We start from the raw sequence: 18,591 nt of genomic DNA, 5'->3' as shown, positions 1-18,591 counted from the left end.
GGTGGCGGCTGGTCCGTACCTCTTTCTACAGTGAAGCAATGCGCACCGATGAGCCCCGCGAGCAGAGGGGTGACGCCTCCCTGCCGCCCGGCCAGGGCGCCCTGCCCCCTGTGGAGGACGTACTCGCCGCCATCGCCACCGGGCTGTGGCGCTGGGACAACGCGAGCGGCACCGTCACGCTCGACGCGGAGGCCGCCCGGCTGCTCGGGCTCGCGCCGCGCGCCCAGACCACCACCGAGGTCGGCGTGCGCTCCCGCTTCCACCCGGTCGACTGGAACGAGATCCACGGCATCGTGCAGCTCGCCGTCGCCGAGGGCACCCTCGCCGAGGCCCGGCTGCGGATCATGGACGAGCAGGGCCGGCACGTCCTGCGCACGGTCCGCAGCCGCACCAAGCCGGTCGTCCACGACTCCTCGTCGACCGCGTACGAGCTCATCGGCACCCTCCAGGAGGTCACCGAGCCGGGACCCGGCGCCGCCGCCCGCGCGCCCGTCACCGGCGACTGGCGCCGCTCCCGCGAGGCCTTCCTGCTCGACGCGGGGCGCGCGCTCGCGGAGGCGCGGTCCACGGAGGAGGTGCTGCGGGTCGCCGCGGGCCTGTCCATGCCCGGGTTCTCCCCGGACGGCCTGGCCGTCTTCGGCTCCTCCGGCGACCGGCTCACCGTCGTCGGCCACCACGGACACCACGGCTACGGAGACGACGATCCGCTCGCCGCCATGCCTCTGGACACCGACTACCCGGCCGCCGAGGTGCTGCGCACCGGCCGCGCCGTCTATCTGTCGTCCCCGCAGGAGTACCGGCGCCGCTATCCGACGACGTGGCCCCTGGCGTCCCGCTTCAAGCGGCAGTCCTGGGCGTTCCTGCCGCTGACCGTGGCGGGCCGCACGATGGGCGCCTGGATGGCCGCGTTCACCTACCCCGTCTCGTTCACGCCCGACGAGCGGTCGGTCCTGACGACCGTCGCCCGGATGCTGGCGCAGGCCCTGTCGCGGGCCGGGGTCGCCGAGTCCGAGCGGGAGCTGACCGAGGGCCTCCAGCGGTCCATGATGCCCACGCTCGGCCCCGAGATCCCCGGGATGAGCGTCGCCGCGCGCTACGTACCGACCGGCGGCGGCCTCCAGGTCGGCGGCGACTGGTACGACATGATCCCGCTGCCCAGCGGCCGCATCGCCTTCGTCATCGGCGACGTACAGGGCCACGACGTGCGCGCGGCGGGCCTGATGGGGCAGCTGCGCATCGCCCTGCGCGCGTACGCGTCCGAGGGCCACCGCCCGGACGCGGTCCTGTCCCGCGCCACCCGCTTCCTGTCCGGCATCACGGACGGCATCACCTACGGGTCCACCGACACCCGGGACGACCCCGACCACACCGCCACGGACCCGCGCTTCGCGACGTGCCTCTACGTAGAGGCCGATCCGGCGACCGGCCTCCTGGAGATCGCCCGCGCGGGCCACCCCGAGCCCGTCGTCCGCATGTCCGACGGAACGGTCCTGCAGCGGCCCATCGCGGGCGGCCTGCCCCTCGGCATCGACCCGGACGCGGACTACCCCACGACCCGGCTCGTCCTCGACACCGGCGAGACGATGCTGATCTGCACCGACGGCCTGATAGAGACCGGCGGCCACGACCTGGAGACGGGCTGGACGAGGATCCGGCGCATCCTGGAGAACTACGACGGCTTCTCCGAGTACGCGGAGCCCGCGGGCCCGGAGTACGAGGCCAGGTCGGGGCCCTCCGGGGCGGACGACGACCTGGAGACCCTCGCCGACACCCTCGTCCAGGCGGTGCACGGCCCCTCCTCGCACCACACCACGGGGCCGCTCGCCGACCGCCGCGAGGACGACATCGCCGTCCTGCTGCTGCGCCGCACCGGGCACCCCGAGGAGCGCGCCCGCATCCGCCGCACGATGCTGACCATCGCGCAGGCCGAGCCGGAGCGCGTCGCGGGCGCCCGGGGCCATCTGCGGGACCTGCTGCACGACTGGGCGGACGACGACCAGGTCGACTCCGCCGTCCTGCTGATCTCCGAGATGATCACCAACGTCCTGGTGCACACCGACGGCGACGCCCTCCTCGTCGCCGAGGTCACCGGCGAGAACGGCACGCGCCGGCTGCGCGCGGAGGTCACCGACAGCAGCGACGACCTGCCGCACAAGCGCCACCCCGGCGAACTCGCCTCCTCCGGGCGCGGCCTGGTCCTCATGGACCTGCTCGCCCACCGGTGGGGCGTGGACCCGCGCGGGGAGGGCAAGAGCATCTGGTTCGAGCTCTACGAAGGCTCGGCCTCCGCCGAAGGCGCCCCCGGAGAGGGGCCAGGAGGCGCGGCCGACGCCTTCTCGGCGTAGCGGGCCCGCAACTCGCTGACCACCCCGAAGGCCGCGGCCGTCAGCGGCACGGCGAGCAGCATGCCGATGATCCCGGCGACGGACGCGCCCGCGGTGATCGCGAGCATCACCACCGCGGGATGCATCTGCACGGTCCTGCTCTGGATCATCGGCTGGAGCACGTGCCCCTCCAGGACCTGCACCGCGAGCACCACGCCGAGCGCCCACAGGGCGATGACGAGGCCGCGGTCGGCGAGCGCCACGAGGATGGCGATGGCGCCGGACAGGAAGGCCCCCAGGTACGGGATGTAGGCCCCGACGAACACCAGGGCGCCGAGCCCCCACGCCCCTGGCACGCGCAGGACCAGCAGTCCGACGGTGATGCACACCGCGTCGATGAGCGCGATGAACGTGGTCCCGCGCATGAACCCCTCGACGGCCGTGAAGGCCCGCCGCGCCATGGCCTCCACGGTGTCCCCGGAGTGCGCGGGCACCAGCGAGCGCAGCGTGCTCGCCGCCTTGTGGGAGTCCCGCAGGAAGAAGAACACGAGCAGCAGCGCGAGGACGGCGGTCGCGATCATCTCGCCCACCACGCTGAGGCCGCTGACCACGCCCGACGCCGCCGTGCCGCCGAACTTGCCGAGCAGGTCCTTGGAGTTGGACGCCAGGTCGTCCAGGGACGTGCCGGCCGCGCCGAAGTGCTTCGACAGGTCGTGCGCGGCGTTCTTCAGCGAGTCCACGATCTGGCCGCCGGTGTCGATCAGGGCCTTCACGACGATGTACGTCGCCCCGCCGACGACCGCGAGCACGGCCGCGCAGGTCAGGCCCGCCGCGAGGGACCGCTGCACCCGCATCCGCACCAGGCGCCGGTACAGCGGCCCGAGCAGCGCGGTGCCGAGCAGCGCGAGCAGTACGGGGGTGACGGCGGTCTTGAAGACGACGCACAGCCAGACCCCGACGGCGGCGACACCCGTGACGAGCAGCGCCACCACACACCAGGCGGCGAGCCGCCGCACCACCTCAGGCAGGAGGGAAGACACCCACCCACCCGACCACGACCCCCCGGGAGCCGCACGCGGGGTGAACCGCCCGGGTGCCCACTGCGGGCACCCGTCCCGCCCCCTCGGCTGTGGGCGCCTCCCCCGCCCCCTCTGTGGGCAGCTGGTCCGCCCAGAGGGCGGGTGGGGCATCCCCTGCTCGAGCGAAGCCGAGAGCTTGGGGAGGGGTGGGCACAGCCACAGCGCCGAGCAACTGTTCAGCGGGGCCCCGCCCCGGCCAGGGGCAGGCACCCCCGGCCAGGGGCAGAGCCCCGCGCGGCTCACATCCCGTGCACCGCAGGCACGGACCCCAGCAGCCCCTTCTGGAAGTCGTCGAAGGCCTGCTGCAGCTCCTCACGGGTGTTCATCACGAACGGCCCGTAGTGCGCCATCGGCTCCCGGATCGGCTGCCCGCCCAACAGGACGACCTCCAGATCCGGAGTGTGGGAGTCCTGCTTCTCGTCCGCCCGGACGGTGAGCGACCCCCCGGCCCCGAACACCGCGGTCTGCCCCAGCTCGACGGGCCGCCGCTCGGCCCCCACGGTCCCGCGCCCGGCGAGCACGTACGCGAGCCCGTTGAAGTCCTCCCGCCAGGGAAGCGTGACCTCGGCGCCCGGCCGCACCGTCGCGTGGACCATGGTGATCGGGGTGTGCGTGATGCCGGGCCCCTCGTGCCCGTCGAGCTCACCGGCGATGACCCGGAGCAGCGCGCCCCCGTCGGGCGAGGTGAGCAGCCGCACCTGGCCACCGCGGATGTCCTGGTAGCGGGGGTCCATCATCTTGTCCCTCGCGGGCAGGTTCACCCACAGCTGGAGCCCGTGGAAGAGCCCGCCGGACATGACGAGCGACTCCGGCGGCGCCTCGATGTGGAGCAGGCCGGAGCCGGCCGTCATCCACTGGGTGTCGCCGTTCTTGATGGTGCCGCCGCCGCCGTTGGAGTCCTGGTGGACGAACGTGCCGTCGATCAGGTACGTCACGGTCTCGAAGCCGCGGTGCGGGTGCCAGGGCGTGCCCTTGGGCTCTCCGGCCGCGTACTCCACCTCGCCCATCTGGTCCATCATGATGAACGGGTCGAGGTACTTGTAGTTGATCCCGGCGAAGGCCCGGCGCACCGGGAACCCTTCGCCCTCGTAGCCGCTCGGCGCGGTCTTCACGGCGAGCACGGGCCGCGCCACGGTGTCTGCGGGCACGGTCACGCGGGGCAGGGTCAGCGGGTTCTCAACGGTCACTGCGGGCATGGTTCGGACCTCCTCTTACGCTCAGGTTAGTTGAACGTAGAACTTTCTGCCACCTGGAACACGGCACAGCCCGACGGCATTCCCTCCGGCCGCGCCGCCGAACGCCCCCTGGCCGAAACGCACCCCCCGACACTCCCGACACTCCGCCGCACCCGCCCCAGGATCACCACATGTCCCACATATAGAGACAACGACTTCATGGGACACACCGGAAAAAGAACAACCCATTGACAACGCGAGCCACAGACCGATTCACTCACCACGCAACAACTGGAGCGCATTTCTCGGCAGCCTTCGGGACGCCCGGGAATTGCCGCTCCTAAACCGTTTCGCCGCGCACAGAGAACGCATGGAGGGAGGGGTTTTACATGGCTAAGATCATCCAGGCCCTCAAGGCCGCCACGAAGAAGAGCGAGCCCAGCCTGAAGCAGTCCGCCTGGTACATCTGGTACTGAGCGCCCTGCGCGGGCCCGCGCACGGCACAGGAGCCGGTTCCCTTCCGTTCCGCCGCGCGCGGGCCCTTCATTCCGGAGACCTCCGTATGTCAGCCACAGAGCACACCCAGAATCGGCAGGGTCAAAAGGCGGAGAACGCCGCCTCGGTAAAGAATTCAGAAAACGGAGCGGCGCACGGAACCGGCGGCCTCGGAAATCCATCGGGACCGGCCAGACGGCATCCGCGGAATCGCCGCACCACTGTTTTCGCGCCACGGCTCCAGGCACTGCTCGACGAGCACACCGGCAAGGACCTCGTACGGCTGGAACCCGACACGATCGGCATCCCGGGCGCGGAGCTCTCCGACCGCATCCTGGCCGCGCGCCGGGCCACCGAGACCGAGCGCCCCACCTTCAAGCCGCTGCACGGCCGCTCGATCTCCAGGACCGAGGGCGCGTCGGTGATGCGGACCGTCGGCAGGGACGTCCGCGCCGCCCTGGACGGGCCCGACCCGCTCCCCGCGGACACGGACCTGTCCGGGCCGTGGCCGATCACCGGGCACCGGTTCCTGCGCGACCTGGTCCTGCGCGACGACCCGTGGCGGCTGCGGTTCCTGATGTCCCGCCTCCTGGAGATCGACACCAAGGTCACCTGGACCACGATCGTGACCGGCGCGGCCCTGCCCCGGCGCCCGCGCCCCGGCCCGCACCTGACCCACCTGGCGAACCTCGTCGCCGCCGCGGAGACCTACCAGGACCGGCGCTACGCCATGGGCATGTACCGCCGCGCCGCCGCCCCGGTCTGCTTCACCGTCTCCACGCTCGTCGCCAACGCCCTGTGGCTGGGCTCCCCGTTCGACGACTCCGCGTCGGACCGCGCCGTCCTGTACGAGGCGATGCGGCTGCTGCCGCCGTCGTGGAACCTGCTGCGCAACCGGTCGCCCGAGTACCCGGCCGTCGACGCCCGCATAGGCCCCGGCGACGACATCCTGATGCTGCCGCTGCTCACCCATCGCGACCCCGCGCTCTGGGACGCCCCGGACGAGTTCCGGCCCGAGCGCTGGGACACCCTCGACCCCGACGACACCCCCGGCTACCTGCCGTTCGGCCACGTCAGCGAGCGCTGCTGGGGCCGCCATCTGGTCATGCCGCTCGCCGAACTGCTCCTCGGCCACATCCGCAGGACGGGCCTGATCGTCGCGCCCGGCCAGCGCACGGCTGAAGTGCCGCTCCTCGGCCTGCTCGGCGTGCGGACCGTCCACGTGGGCCACCGCGACAAGGTCCGATACGTCTGAACCGCGGCTGAACCCGCCGCATGTACGGCTGAACTCGCCGCGCCACGCGGCGGGTTCAGCCGTACATGCGGCGCATCGCGAAGTCCACCATCTGCTCGACGGCCTTCGCGTCGAACACCATGCGGTGCTCGCCCTCCATGTCCAGGACGAAGCCGTAGCCCGTCGGCAGCAGGTCGATCACCTCGGCGCCGGTGATGACGAAGTACTTGGAGTCCTTGCCCGCGTACCGGCGCAGCTCCTTGAGCGAGGTGAACATCGGGATGACCGGCTGCTGGGTGTTGTGCAGCGCGAGGAAGCCCGGGTTGTCGCCGCGCGGGCAGTAGACCTTCGAGGTCGCGAAGACCTGCTGGAAGTCCTCCGCGGACATCGAGCCCGTGGTGAAGGCGCGCACCGCGTCGGCGAGGGACGGCGGCGACGGCTCGGGATACAGCGGGGGCTGCTGGCCGTAACCACCGGGCATCTGCGCGTGCTGCTGCGGCTGCTGCGGCGGGGCGTACCCCTGGCCGACACCGGCGTGTTGGTCGTAGCCGTACATGCCCCCCAGCCTACCGAGAGCGGCGCGACGGCCCGCCGGAAACTTTCTCTAACGAGCGCTAGACAATGACGCGGCGACTCGGCTACGGTTTTTGTAGTGGCAGCTACAGATAGTCGTGGCCGCCGGAACCGGAGGGGGACCACCATGCCCGCGCACCCGCAGACGCCGACCTCAGCGGCGGATTCACCGGCCGCGCCGACGCCCGCGCACTCCGCGCCGGGCACGCCGTTCGCACGCACGGTCGCGGGCAGCGGCCCCGGCGTGCTGCTCGCCCACGGGGCGGGCGGCTCGATCGCGGGCAACTACGGCCCTTTGCTGGACGAGTTGACGCCGACGCACCGCGTCGTGGGCGTCGACTATCCGGGCACGGGCGCCACCCCCCGGACACGGACCCCGCTGACGCTCGACGCGCTCGCGGACGAGCTGGTCGCGGCGGCCGACGCCGAGGGCCTGGAGACCTTCGCGGTATCGGGCTATTCGCTGGGCACGGCCGTGGCGGTGCACCTGGCGGCGCGGCATCCGCAGCGGGTGACGGCCCTGGTCCTGACGGCCCCCTTCGCCCACCCTGACACCCGTACGCGGCTCACGGCCGAGGTCTGGCGCGGCCTCGCCGCGTCCGGTGACCGGGACACGCTGGCCCGCTTCCTGCTGCCGCTCGCGCTGAGCCCGGCGGCCCTGGAGTCCCTGTCCGCCGAGGACCTGGAGGCGACCGTGCGGGGGACGGCCGAGACGGTCCCGGAGGGCTCGGCGGACCACGTCGACCTGGTGGCCAGGGTCGACGTGCGGGCCGACCTGGCGCGGATCACGGCGCCGACCCTCGTGATCACCACCACCGAGGACCAGCTGATCCCGCCCGCGCTCCAGCGCGAGGTGGCGGCGGGCATCACGGGCGCCCGGACGGCGGACCTCGCGACGGGCCACCTGCCCTTCGCCGAGAACCCCGCGCAGTGGCGGCGGCTCATATCCGCCTTCCTGGGCGACCTCCCCGCTCCTCAGGGCGCGAGGAAGTAGACCCAGCTCACACTTGGACGCTCAGGGGTTGCCTCTTATTACCGGCGGGTAGCATCATTTAAACCCACAAGCTACTTACTGGTACGCCTACGAGGTCCCCGCCTCCCAAGCCACTACGGAGCCGTCGCCATGGGGCACTACAAGTCGAATCTCCGCGACATCGAGTTCAACCTCTTCGAGGTCCTCGGCCGCGACAAGCTGTACGGCACCGGCCCGTTCGCGGAGATGGACGTCGAGACCGCCAAGAGCATCCTCAGCGAGCTCGCCCGCCTCGCGGAGAACGAGCTGGCCGCTTCCTTCGAGGACGCCGACCGCAACCCTCCGGTGTTCGACCCGGAGACCAACACCGCCCCCGTCCCGGCGTCCTTCAAGAAGAGCTACCAGGCCTTCATGGACTCCGAGTACTGGCGCCTCGGCCTGCCCGAGGAGATCGGCGGCACCACCTCGCCCCGCTCCCTGATCTGGGCGTACGCGGAGCTGCTCCTCGGCTCGAACCCGGCGATCTGGATGTACTCCTCGGGCCCGGCGTTCGCCGGGATCCTCTTCGAGGAGGGCAATGACGTCCAGAAGAAGATCGCCCAGGTCGCCGTCGAGAAGCAGTGGGGCTCGACGATGGTCCTCACCGAGCCGGACGCCGGCTCGGACGTGGGCGCCGGCCGCACCAAGGCCGTGCCGCAGGAGGACGGCTCCTGGCACATCGAGGGCGTGAAGCGCTTCATCACGTCCGGCGAGCACGACATGTCGGAGAACATCCTCCACTACGTCCTCGCCCGCCCCGAGGGCGCGGGCCCCGGCACCAAGGGCCTGTCCCTCTTCCTCGTCCCGAAGTACGAGTTCGACTTCGAGACCGGCGAGCTCGGCGCCCGCAACGGCGCGTACGCGACGAACGTCGAGCACAAGATGGGCCTCAAGGCGTCCAACACCTGCGAGATGACGTTCGGCGACCAGCACCCCGCCAAGGGCTGGCTGATCGGCGACAAGCACGACGGCATCCGCCAGATGTTCCGCATCATCGAGTTCGCCCGCATGATGGTCGGCACGAAGGCGATCTCCACCCTCTCCACGGGCTACCTCAACGCCCTGGAGTACGCCAAGGAGCGCGTCCAGGGCCCCGACCTGGCCCAGTTCATGGACAAGAGCGCGCCCAAGGTGACGATCACCCACCACCCGGACGTGCGCCGCTCGCTCATGACGCAGAAGGCGTACGCGGAGGGCATGCGCGCCCTGGTGCTGCACACCGCCGCCGTCCAGGACGAGATCGCGGTCAAGGAGGCGGCGGGCGAGGACGCCACCGCCCTGCACGCGCTCAACGACCTGCTGCTCCCCATCGTCAAGGGCTACGGCTCCGAGAAGGCCTACGAGCAGCTGGCCCAGTCGCTCCAGACCTTCGGCGGCTCGGGTTACCTGCAGGAGTACCCGATCGAGCAGTACATCCGCGACGCCAAGATCGACACCCTCTACGAGGGCACGACCGCGATCCAGGGCCAGGACTTCTTCTTTCGGAAGATCGTCCGCAACCAGGGCGCCGCGCTCAACGGCCTCGCCGAGGACATCAAGAAGTTCCTCGCCGTCGGCACCGGAGGCGAGGAGCTCGCCGGGGCCCGCGAGGAGCTGGCCAAGGCCGCCGTCGAGCTGGAGGCCATGGTCGGCGTCATGCTGACCGACCTCGCCGCCACCGAGCAGGACGTCAAGTCCATCTACAAGGTCGGGCTCAACACCACCCGCCTGCTGCTCGCCTCCGGTGACGTGGTCGTGGGCTATCTGCTGCTTCGCGGTGCCGCCGTGGCCGCCGAGAAGCTGGAGACCGCCACCGCGAAGGACGTGCCCTTCTACCAGGGCAAGATCGCCGCGGCCCGGTTCTTCGCGGCGAACGTCCTGCCGGGCGTCGCCACCCAGCGCGCCCTCTCCGAGGGCGTGGCCCTCGACCTGATGGAGCTCGACGAGGCGGCGTTCTAGACCCCGCCGATGCGCTGCCGGCCCGCTCCCTTCCGGGGGCGGGCCACAGGCGGCCGGCGGCACCGCGGAAGCGCCCATCGGCCTGCGGAGACGACGGCACAACGCCCGAGGGCCTGGTTAGGCTGAGCGGCATGCGCACACGCCCCCGCTTTGATCGCGGTCACACCGACGACCTGATGTCCTTCCTGGCGGCGAGCCCGTCGCCGTACCACGCCGTGGCGAGCGCCGCGGAGCGGCTGGAGAAAGCGGGCTTCAGGAAGGTCGAGGAGACCGACGCCTGGGACGCCTCCAGCGGCGGCAAGTACGTGCTGCGCGGCGGCGCGATCATCGCCTGGTTCGTGCCGGAGGGCGCCGGTGCCCACACCCCGTTCCGCATCGTCGGCGCGCACACCGACTCGCCGAACCTGCGGGTGAAGCCGCTGCCGGACGCCGGTGCCCACGGCTGGCGCCAGGTCGCCGTCGAGATCTACGGCGGGCCGCTGCTCAACTCCTGGCTGGACCGCGACCTCGGCCTCGCGGGCCGCCTCACCCTGCGGGACGGCTCCACCCGCCTGGTCAATGTGGACCGCCCGCTCCTGCGCGTGCCCCAACTGGCCATCCACATGGACCGTTCGGTGCCCACCGAGGGGCTCAAGCTCGACAAGCAGAAGCACATGCAGCCCATCTGGGGCCTGGGCGACGTGCGCGAGGGCGACCTGATCCGGTTCGTGGCCGAGGAGTGCGACCTCGCCCCCGGCGAAGTGACCGGCTGGGACCTGATGACCCACTCCGTCGAACCGCCCGCGTACCTGGGCCGCGACCGCGAGCTGCTCGCGGGCCCGCGCATGGACAACCTCCTGTCCGTGCACGCCGGTACGGCCGCGCTCGCCGCCGTGGCCACCGCGCCCGAGGCCGACGCGCTGCCGTACATCCCGGTCCTCGCCGCGTTCGACCACGAGGAGAACGGCTCGCAGTCCGACACCGGCGCCGACGGCCCGCTGCTCGGCGGCATCCTGGAGCGCTCGGTGTTCGCGCGCGGCGGCACCTACGAGGACAAGGCCCGCGCCTTCGCGGGCACCGTGTGCCTGTCGTCCGACACCGGGCACGCCGTGCACCCCAACTACGCGGAGCGGCACGACCCGACGCACCACCCGCGCGCCAACGGGGGCCCGATCCTGAAGGTGAACGTCAACAACCGCTACGCCACCGACGGCGGCGGCCGCGCCGTGTTCGCCGCCGCGTGCGAGCGGGCGGGCGTGCCGTTCCAGTCGTTCGTCTCCAACAACGCGATGCCCTGCGGCACCACCATCGGCCCCATCACGGCGGCGCGGCACGGCATCAAGACGGTCGACATCGGCGTCGCGATCCTGTCCATGCACAGCGTGCGCGAGCTGTGCGGCGTCGACGACCCGCCCATGCTGGCGGACGCGCTGCGGGCGTTCCTCGAAGGCTGACCCCTTTCGGGCCGACTCCCCCGCGAGGAGGCGGAAACATCCCGTTTGCGGGTACTCATGGCCGCATGAGGCTTCTCGTACGCGACCGACTGTTCGGCATCGGCGACGACTACTGGATCGAGGACGACCGGGGCCGCAAGGTCTTCCTCGTCGACGGCAAGGCCATGCGGCTGCGGGACACCTTCGAGCTGAAGGACCCGCAGGGCCAGGTGCTCATCGACATCCACGCCAAGATGCTCGCCCTGCGCGACACGATGGTGATCGAGCGCGAGGGCGAGCCGCTGGCCAGGGTGAAGCGCAAACGGCTCTCGCTGCTGCGCAACCACTACCGCGTGGAACTGGCCGACGGCAGCACGGTCCTGGACGTCAGCGGCAAGATCCTCGACCGCGAGTTCGCGGTCGAGTACGAGGGGGAGCTGCTCGCGGACATCTCCCGCCGCTGGTTCAGCGTCCGGGACACCTACGGCCTCCACATCACCCGCGACGACGCGGACCCGGCCCTCTTGGTGGCCATCGCGGTCTGCGTCATCCGCCTGGCGGAGAAGGAGCGTGGCGCGGACTGAGCGCTTCGCCTGCGGGTCGTCCGTGGCCGGTCGCGCAGTTCCCCGCGCCCCTCCGGGGGCGCCGCCCAGCCGTCAGAGCCGGGGCTCGGCCACGCCCAACCGCCGGTCCTTGAGGGCCGGGAACTGCTCCCGGGTCTCCGCGACCTTGGCAAGGTCGAGGTCCACCGTCAGCACCTCCGCCCCGGAGGGCCCCGCCTCCGCGAGCACCTCGCCCCAAGGGTCGACCACCACGCTCGCCCCCGCCTGCGGCACCCCGGCATGCACCCCCGCGGTCCCGCACGCGAGCACGAACACCTGGTCCTCCACCGCCCGCGCCCGCGCGAACAGCGACCAGTGCGCGCGCCGCCGCGCGGGCCACCCCGCGGGCACCACGAAGACCTCGGCGCCCGCGTCCACGAGCCCCCGGAAGAGCTCGGGGAAGCGCAGGTCGTAGCAGGTGGCGAGGCCGAGCACGGCCTCGGAAGCCCGGACGGTGACCAGCTCGCGGCCCGCGCCCATCAGCACGGCCTCGCCCTTGTCGAAGCCGAAGCGGTGGATCTTCCGATAGGTACCGGCGAGCTCACCGGCGGGCGAGAAGACGAGGGAGGTGTTGTAGAGGGGGCCGTCGCCCGCGGCGGAGCCGCTGTCGGACACGGCGCGCTCGGGGATCGAGCCCGCGTGCAGCCACACGCCCGCGTCGCGCGCGGCCTCGGCCATCGCCTCGTACGTCGGCCCCTCCAGCGGTTCCGCCTCCGTGGCGAACGCCTCGTACCCGAAGGCCCCGGTCGTCCACAGCTCGGGAAGCACGATCAGGCCGGAACCCTCCCGCTCGGCGACCTCGCGCACCAGCGAAGAGACCCGCTGCCGCCGGGACTTGACTGATTCGTCATCCTCTACGGCGATCTGGAGGAGAGAGGCGCGCACAGTACCACCGTCCTGGCATTCGAACCGTCAAGTAGGCCTACGATCGTCACACGAAAGCACTGCCGGGGTGCCCACGGGCAGCGTAACTTAAAGCCCAAGACACCCACCGCCCGCGTACGACCGCCGAGGGGTCCCGTGAGTCTCCATCCCAGCCTGCAAACCTACGCCGATGCCTGGGCGCACGCCGTGGAAGCGATATCCGAGCTGGTGACCCCGCTCGCCGAGGGCGAGTGGAACCAGCCAACCCCGTGCCCGGGCTGGTCCGTCCGGGACATCGTCTCGCACGTCATCGGCCTGGACTGCGAGATGCTGGGCGATCCGCGTCCGATCCACACGCTGCCGCGCGACCTGTACCACGTGAAGACCGAGGGCCAGCGGTACATGGAGATGCAGGTGGACGTCCGCCGCCACCACACGGCACCGGAGATGACCTCCGAGCTGGAGTACACGATCATCCGCCGCAACCGTCAGATCCGGAACGAGTCGCGCGCCCCGGAGACCATGGTGCGCGGCCCCCTCGGCACCGAGCAGAGCCTCGAACTCGCCATGCGGATCCGGGCCTTCGACGTCTGGGTGCACGAGCAGGACCTGCGGGTGACCCTGGGCAGGCCGGGGAACCTCGACTCGCCGGGCGCGTACGTCGCCCGCGATCTGCTGCTGTTCGGCCTGCCGAAGGTCGTCGCCAAGAAGGCGGGCGCCCCCGCGAACTCCGCCGTCGTCTTCGACGTGAGCGGTCCCGTGGAGTTCCTGCGCACGGTGCGCGTGGACGCGGAGGGCAGAGGCACCGTCGACAACACGCCCTCGCTGGGCCCGCTCGTCACCATCGCCACGGACTGGGAGACGTACTCCCGCCTCGCCTGCGGGCGCGTGCCGATCTCGGCGGTCGGTGACCGGGTGAAGGTCGAGGGCGACCACGAGCTCGGGGACGCGATCCTGGCGGACTTCTCCGTCACCCCGTGACCCGGGGCCCCGCGAAGGGGCCTGCTCAGAACGCGGCCGAGGGAGGGGGCGAGCCCCCCTCCCACCGCCTCACGCCGCGGGTACGTGCACCGTCTCCACCCGGCTGGCGACGAGCCGCTCCCGCTCCCGGCGCGCCGCGCGCGCCCGCAGCCGCAGGATCTGGCTCACGCCGAGCGCCTGCAGGACGAAGACCGAGGAGAACGCGATCCGGTAGTCGTCGCCCGTCGCGTCCAGGAGGACGCCGACCGCGAGCAGCGTGGTCATGGAGGCGACGAAGCCTCCCATGTTGGTGATGCCCGACGCCGTGCCCTGGCGCTCCGGCGGGTTCGCGGGGCGCGCGAAGTCGAAGCCGATCATCGACGCGGGGCCGCACGCCCCCAGCACCACGCACAACACCACGAGCAGCCACAGCGGCGCGTGCTCGCCGGGGTACGCGAGGACGCCGGCCCAGACGACCGCGGTCGCGGACACCGTGCCGAGCGCCAGCGGGAGCCGCGCCGCGTGGTGGCGGGCCACGATCTGGCCGAAGACCAAGCCGACCACCATGTTCGACAGGACGACGAGGGTCAGCAGGTCGCCCGCCGCGGCCCGGCTCAGGTCCTGCGCCTCGACCAGGAACGGCAGGCCCCACAGGAGCAGGAACACCATCGCCGGGAACTGCGTGGTGAAGTGCACCCACAGGCCGAGCCGGGTGCCGGGCTCCCGCCAGGACCTGGCGATCTGCTCGCGCACGAAGCCGGGCCCCGCCGCGTCCCGGGCGGGCGGAGCGGGCGGCTCGTGGCCCTCCGGGTGGTCCTTCAGGAACAGCGCCATCAGGACGAGGACGACGACTCCGGCGAGCGCGCTGCCCGCGAACGCCGTGGTCCAGCCGACGTCGTGCAGGAGCCGGGCCAGGACGAGCGTCGAGACCAGGTTGCCCGCCATGCCCACCAGGCCCGCGAGCTGCGCCACCAGGGGGCCGCGCCGGGCCGGGAACCAGCGGGTGCCGAGCCGGAGCACGCTGATGAACGTCATCGCGTCGCCGCAGCCCAGCAGCGCGCGGGCCGCGAGCGCGGTCCCGTACGAGGGCGCGAGCGCGAAGCCGAGCTGGCCCGCGGTGAACAGGATCGCGCCGAGCGTGAGGACCTTCTTCGTGCCGAGCCGGTCGACCATCAGGCCGACGGGTATCTGCATGCCCGCGTACACGAGCAGCTGGAGGATCGAGAACGTCGACAGGGCCGACGCGTTGACGTGGAAGCGGTCGGCGGCGTCCAGGCCCGCGACGCCGAGCGACGTGCGGAAGGTGACGGCGACGAAGTAGACGGCGACGCCGACGGACCACACGAACACGGCCCGCCGTCCGCCCGGCGGATCCCCGGGCAGCCGGCCGGGCCTGGCTTCGGCGGCGCTCATCGCGTGGCCCCCCGGGCCAGGTTCTGGAACCAGCCGACGTGCCGGGTGACGACCGCCACCGCGGCCTCGGCGTCCTCGGCCGTCAGGGCGGCCAGGATCTCCTCGTGCTCGGCCAGGGTCTTCGCGATCCGGTCGGGGTGGGAGTGCATCACCGCGACGCCCATCCGCAGCTGGCGGTCGCGCAGCTGGTCGTACAGGCGCGCCAGGATCTCGTTGCCGCCGCTGCGGACGATCGTGGCGTGGAAGCAGCGGTCCGTGGTGGCCGCGCCCGCGAGGTCGCCCGCCGCGGCCTGCTCCCGCTGCTTGTCCAGGAGCTCGGCGAGCCGGTCGAGCAGGCCCGGCGGCGCGGGCACCGCCTTGCGCACCGAGTGGGTCTCCACCAGGAGCCGGGTCTCGACGACGTCCGCGATCTCCTGCGCGGAGACGGGCAGGACGAGCGCGCCCTTCTTGGGGTAGAGCCGGAGCAACCCCTCCACCTCCAGCTTCAGGAGCGCCTCGCGCACCGGTGTGCGGGACACCCCGACGGCCTCGGCGAGCTCGCCCTCGGTCAGGAGCGTGCCGCCCTCGTAGTGCCGCTCCAGGACGGCCCGCTTCACGTGCGCGTAGACGCGCTCGGCGGCGGGGGGCTGTTTGCCGGTCGTGACGGCGGGGTCGGACGCGACGGGGGCGGCGGGGACGGGGGGAGCGGCGGGCGCGGTCGGCATGCGCACAGCATAGATACAACACGTATGCGATGGATCTTGCGTCCACGATCCGGACACAGCACTCGCACGCCCCGCCCCCGTCCGGACACGGCACTCGCACGCCCCGTCCCGCCCGGACGCGGCATTCGCACGCCCCGCCCCACCCCGTCCCGCCCGGACGCGGCACTCGTACGTACGTGACCATGCGACAACTTTCGGGTCACTTTTTCCGTCGTCCGTGCATCCTTCGTGCCCCCTCGCGAGTCTTGTCCGTGGCGGCTCCCCCATGTCGTCTGTACTTCAGGGGGATTTGGGGCGCGGGCCGCCCAACTCACGTATCAGGGACAATGGAGCTACTACCTTGAGAATCCGGACAACAGGCATGCGCCGGGCCTCGGCCGCCGCCTTCGTCACGGCCGGAGCCGTCATGACGACGACGGTCATCACCGCCCCCGCCGCGCACGCCGCCGCGCCGCCCAAGCCGTCGATCTCGGCCAAGGGCGGCTTCCTCATGAACAGCGGCACGGGCAAGACGCTGTTCACGAAGGGCGCCGACTCCCGTCTCAAGACGGGGTCCACCACCAAGATCGCGACCGCGCTCACGGTGCTGAACCAGCCGAACCTGAACCTGAACCGCAAGGTCAAGTACCAGAAGGCGTACAGCGACTACATCGTCCGCAACGGCGCCTCCTCGGCCAAGGGCCTCATCGTCGGCGACACGGCCACGGTCCGCGAGCTGCTGTACGGCCTGATGCTGCCGTCCGGCTGCGACGCCGCCTTCGCGCTCGCCGACACCTACGGCAAGGGCTCGTCGCGCGGCGCCCGCGTGAAGTCCTTCATCGGCAAGATGAACAAGACCGCGCGCGACCTCGGCCTGCGCAACACGCACTTCGACTCGTTCGACGGCATAAGCAATGGTGCGAACTACTCCTCGCCGCGCGACCTCACCAAGCTGACGGTCAAGGCGATGAAGAACTCGCTCTTCCGCACCATCGTGAAGACCAAGGGCTACAAGGCCAAGCCCAAGATGCCCAACGGCGGCACCCGCGGCATGCCGGTCTGGGGCAACACCAACCAGCTGCTCGGCACCTACCGCGGTGCCATCGGCGTGAAGACGGGCTCCGGCGCCCAGGCCAAGTTCAACCTGGTCTTCGCCGCGACCCGCAACGGCAAGACGGTCGTCGGCACCGTCCTGACCGCGCCGACGAAGGAAGCGCGCTACAAGGACGCCAAGAAGATCATGGACTACGGCTTCCGCGTCGCGTAACCCCGCGAGCAGGACACGGGAAAGGGGGCCCGCCGCACACCGCGGCGGGCCCCCTTCTCGCGTACGTACGCGCCTACGCCCAGGTCATCAGCCGCTTCGGCTGCTCCAGGATCGCTGCCACGTCACCGAGCACCTTCGAGCCCAGCTCCCCGTCCACCAGGCGGTGGTCGAAGGAGAGGCCGAGGGTGGTCACCTGGCGCGGCTTCACCTTGCCCTTGTGGACCCACGGCTGGAGCTTGATCGCGCCGACCGCGAGGATCGCGGACTCGCCGGGGTTCAGGATGGGCGTGCCCGTGTCGATGCCGAAGACGCCGATGTTCGTGATCGTCACCGTGCCGCCCTGCATGGCGCCGGGCGACGTCTTGCCCTCGCGGGCCGTGGACACCAGCTCGCCGAGCGCGCCGGCGAGCTCGGGCAGGGTCTTGGCGTGCGCGTCCTTGATGTTCGGCACGATCAGACCGCGCGGGGTCGCCGCGGCGATGCCCAGGTTCACGTAGTGCTTCCGCACGATCTCCTGGTTCGCCTCGTCCCAGGCGGCGTTCACACCCGGGTTGCGGCGGATCGCGACCAGGAGCGCCTTGGAGATCAGAAGCAGCGGGTTCACCCGCAGGCCCTCGAAGGCCCGGTCCTGCTTCAGCTCCTCGACGAGCTTCATCGTGCGCGTCACGTCCACCGTCACGAACTCCGTGACGTGCGGCGCCGTGAACGCCGAGGCGACCATCGCCTGCGCGGTCGCCTTGCGGACGCCCTTGACCGGGATGCGGGTCTCGCGCGCGTCACCGGCCACCGCGGCCACCGGCTCCTGGACCGCCGCGGGAGCGGCGACCGGGGCGGGAGCGGCGACGGGCGCGGAGGCAGGGGCGGGGGCGGGTGCGGAGGCGGAGGCGGAGGCGGGGGCCACCGCCGCGTGCACGTCCTCGCGGGTGATGACGCCGTCCGGGCCCGTCGGCGTGACCGTGGCGAGGTCCACGCCCAGGTCCTTGGCGAGCTTGCGCACCGGCGGCTTGGCCAGCGGGCGGGTGCCGGCGGGCGCGGCGGCCTCCGGGGCCTCCGGAACCGGCGGCGCGCTGTGGCCGTTCAGCTCCGCCTGTACCGCGGCCGCGGCGAGCGACGCCTCGGCCTGGCCCGGGACGGGCTTGCGGGCGCGCCGCTTGGTGGAGGACTCCGCCACGCCGTACCCGACGAGCACCGGCTGGCGTCCGGACGGGGCCGCGGGCTCCGCCGACGGGGCGGGCTCCGGCTCGGCGGCAGGCGCGGGCGGCGCCGCGGCGGGCGCGGGTGCCGCGCCCCCGGACACGTCCACGGTGATGATCACCTGGCCGACGTCCACGGTCGTGCCCTCCGCGAACCGGAGCTCACGGACCGTGCCGTCGAACGGGATCGGCAGCTCCACGGCCGCCTTGGCCGTCTCCACCTCGCACACGACCTGGCCGTCGGTGACGGTGTCGCCCGCGGCCACGTACCACTTGAGGATCTCCGCCTCGGTGAGTCCCTCGCCCACGTCGGGCATCTTGAACTCGCGGACGGCCGCCGTGGTGTCAGTCATTGTCGTCACGACCT

The 18,591-nt window shown here is 71.8% G+C and carries 15 protein-coding genes; 8 read left to right on the top strand and 7 right to left on the bottom strand.

Annotated elements, in window-relative coordinates; translation table 11 throughout:
* Window positions 1–38: 38 nt before the first annotated feature.
* Complete coding sequence (locus tag IG74_RS0136950) at window positions 39–2,345, top strand: SpoIIE family protein phosphatase (protein ID WP_078869375.1); 2,307 nt, start codon at window positions 39–41, stop codon at window positions 2,343–2,345.
* Here IG74_RS0136950 and IG74_RS0136945 read toward each other — a convergent pair.
* Together IG74_RS0136945 and IG74_RS0136940 are read right to left on the bottom strand one after the other, a co-directional pair.
* A complete protein-coding gene (locus IG74_RS0136945) occupies window positions 2,270–3,364 on the bottom strand; it encodes an AI-2E family transporter (RefSeq protein WP_030686373.1) in 1,095 nt (364 codons plus the stop codon). The genes IG74_RS0136950 and IG74_RS0136945 overlap by 76 nt on opposite strands.
* 278 nt (window positions 3,365–3,642) lie before the next feature.
* Window positions 3,643–4,599 carry a pirin family protein gene (locus IG74_RS0136940; protein WP_030686370.1) on the bottom strand — a complete coding sequence of 319 codons (957 nt, stop codon included), beginning with the start codon at window positions 4,597–4,599 and terminating at the stop codon, window positions 3,643–3,645.
* Between the two features lie 541 nt (window positions 4,600–5,140).
* Here IG74_RS0136940 and IG74_RS0136930 point away from each other — a divergent pair.
* A complete protein-coding gene (locus IG74_RS0136930; protein ID WP_078869372.1) occupies window positions 5,141–6,328 on the top strand; it encodes a cytochrome P450 in 1,188 nt (395 codons plus the stop codon).
* Between the two features lie 55 nt (window positions 6,329–6,383).
* Here the strand turns inward: IG74_RS0136930 and IG74_RS0136925 are convergent, their stop codons facing one another.
* Window positions 6,384–6,863, bottom strand: a complete 480-nt coding sequence (locus IG74_RS0136925) for an SseB family protein (protein ID WP_030686366.1) — start codon at window positions 6,861–6,863, stop codon at window positions 6,384–6,386.
* A 144-nt stretch (window positions 6,864–7,007) separates the two neighbouring features.
* On the opposite strand from IG74_RS0136925, the gene IG74_RS0136920 reads away from it, so the two are divergent.
* The 4 genes from IG74_RS0136920 to IG74_RS0136905 all read left to right on the top strand — a co-directional run bounded on the left by IG74_RS0136920 (window position 7,008) and on the right by IG74_RS0136905 (window position 11,826).
* Window positions 7,008–7,874, top strand: a complete 867-nt coding sequence (locus tag IG74_RS0136920; RefSeq protein WP_078869370.1) for an alpha/beta fold hydrolase — start codon at window positions 7,008–7,010, stop codon at window positions 7,872–7,874.
* Window positions 7,875–8,003: 129 nt separating this feature from the next.
* Window positions 8,004–9,830 carry an acyl-CoA dehydrogenase gene (locus IG74_RS0136915; RefSeq protein ID WP_030686361.1) on the top strand — a complete coding sequence of 609 codons (1,827 nt, stop codon included), beginning with the start codon at window positions 8,004–8,006 and terminating at the stop codon, window positions 9,828–9,830.
* Window positions 9,831–9,961: 131 nt separating this feature from the next.
* Window positions 9,962–11,263: a M18 family aminopeptidase gene (locus IG74_RS0136910; protein ID WP_030686359.1), complete on the top strand. Its 1,302-nt coding sequence runs from the start codon at window positions 9,962–9,964 to the stop codon at window positions 11,261–11,263.
* A 65-nt stretch (window positions 11,264–11,328) separates the two neighbouring features.
* Window positions 11,329–11,826: an LURP-one-related/scramblase family protein gene (locus tag IG74_RS0136905; RefSeq protein WP_030686357.1), complete on the top strand. Its 498-nt coding sequence runs from the start codon at window positions 11,329–11,331 to the stop codon at window positions 11,824–11,826.
* 72 nt (window positions 11,827–11,898) lie between these two features.
* On the opposite strand, the gene IG74_RS0136900 is transcribed toward IG74_RS0136905, so the two are convergent.
* Window positions 11,899–12,729, bottom strand: a complete 831-nt coding sequence (locus IG74_RS0136900; protein WP_030686354.1) for a carbon-nitrogen family hydrolase — start codon at window positions 12,727–12,729, stop codon at window positions 11,899–11,901.
* Window positions 12,730–12,864: 135 nt separating this feature from the next.
* On the opposite strand from IG74_RS0136900, the gene IG74_RS0136895 reads away from it, so the two are divergent.
* Complete coding sequence (locus tag IG74_RS0136895) at window positions 12,865–13,689, top strand: maleylpyruvate isomerase family mycothiol-dependent enzyme (RefSeq protein WP_030686352.1); 825 nt, start codon at window positions 12,865–12,867, stop codon at window positions 13,687–13,689.
* 69 nt (window positions 13,690–13,758) lie between these two features.
* Here the strand turns inward: IG74_RS0136895 and IG74_RS0136890 are convergent, their stop codons facing one another.
* Together IG74_RS0136890 and IG74_RS0136885 are read right to left on the bottom strand one after the other, a co-directional pair.
* Window positions 13,759–15,081: an MFS transporter gene (locus IG74_RS0136890; RefSeq protein WP_030686348.1), complete on the bottom strand. Its 1,323-nt coding sequence runs from the start codon at window positions 15,079–15,081 to the stop codon at window positions 13,759–13,761.
* A complete protein-coding gene (locus IG74_RS0136885; RefSeq protein WP_030686347.1) occupies window positions 15,078–15,785 on the bottom strand; it encodes a GntR family transcriptional regulator in 708 nt (235 codons plus the stop codon). The genes IG74_RS0136890 and IG74_RS0136885 overlap by 4 nt, the downstream gene beginning before the upstream one ends.
* Before the next feature lie 361 nt (window positions 15,786–16,146).
* On the opposite strand from IG74_RS0136885, the gene IG74_RS0136880 reads away from it, so the two are divergent.
* The gene (locus IG74_RS0136880) at window positions 16,147–17,031 is read left to right on the top strand and encodes a D-alanyl-D-alanine carboxypeptidase family protein (protein ID WP_030686344.1); all 885 of its coding nucleotides are present in this window, start codon (window positions 16,147–16,149) and stop codon (window positions 17,029–17,031) included.
* A gap of 73 nt (window positions 17,032–17,104) precedes the next feature.
* Here the strand turns inward: IG74_RS0136880 and IG74_RS0136875 are convergent, their stop codons facing one another.
* Entirely contained in the window at window positions 17,105–18,586 is a 1,482-nt protein-coding gene (locus IG74_RS0136875) for a dihydrolipoamide acetyltransferase family protein (protein WP_030686342.1), read from the bottom strand.
* Window positions 18,587–18,591: the final 5 nt, after the last annotated feature.

It is taken from the genome of Streptomyces sp. NRRL B-1347 (genome assembly GCF_000720325.1).
GTDB lineage: Bacteria > Actinomycetota > Actinomycetes > Streptomycetales > Streptomycetaceae > Streptomyces.
This window is presented reverse-complemented; position numbering and strand designations above follow the sequence as displayed.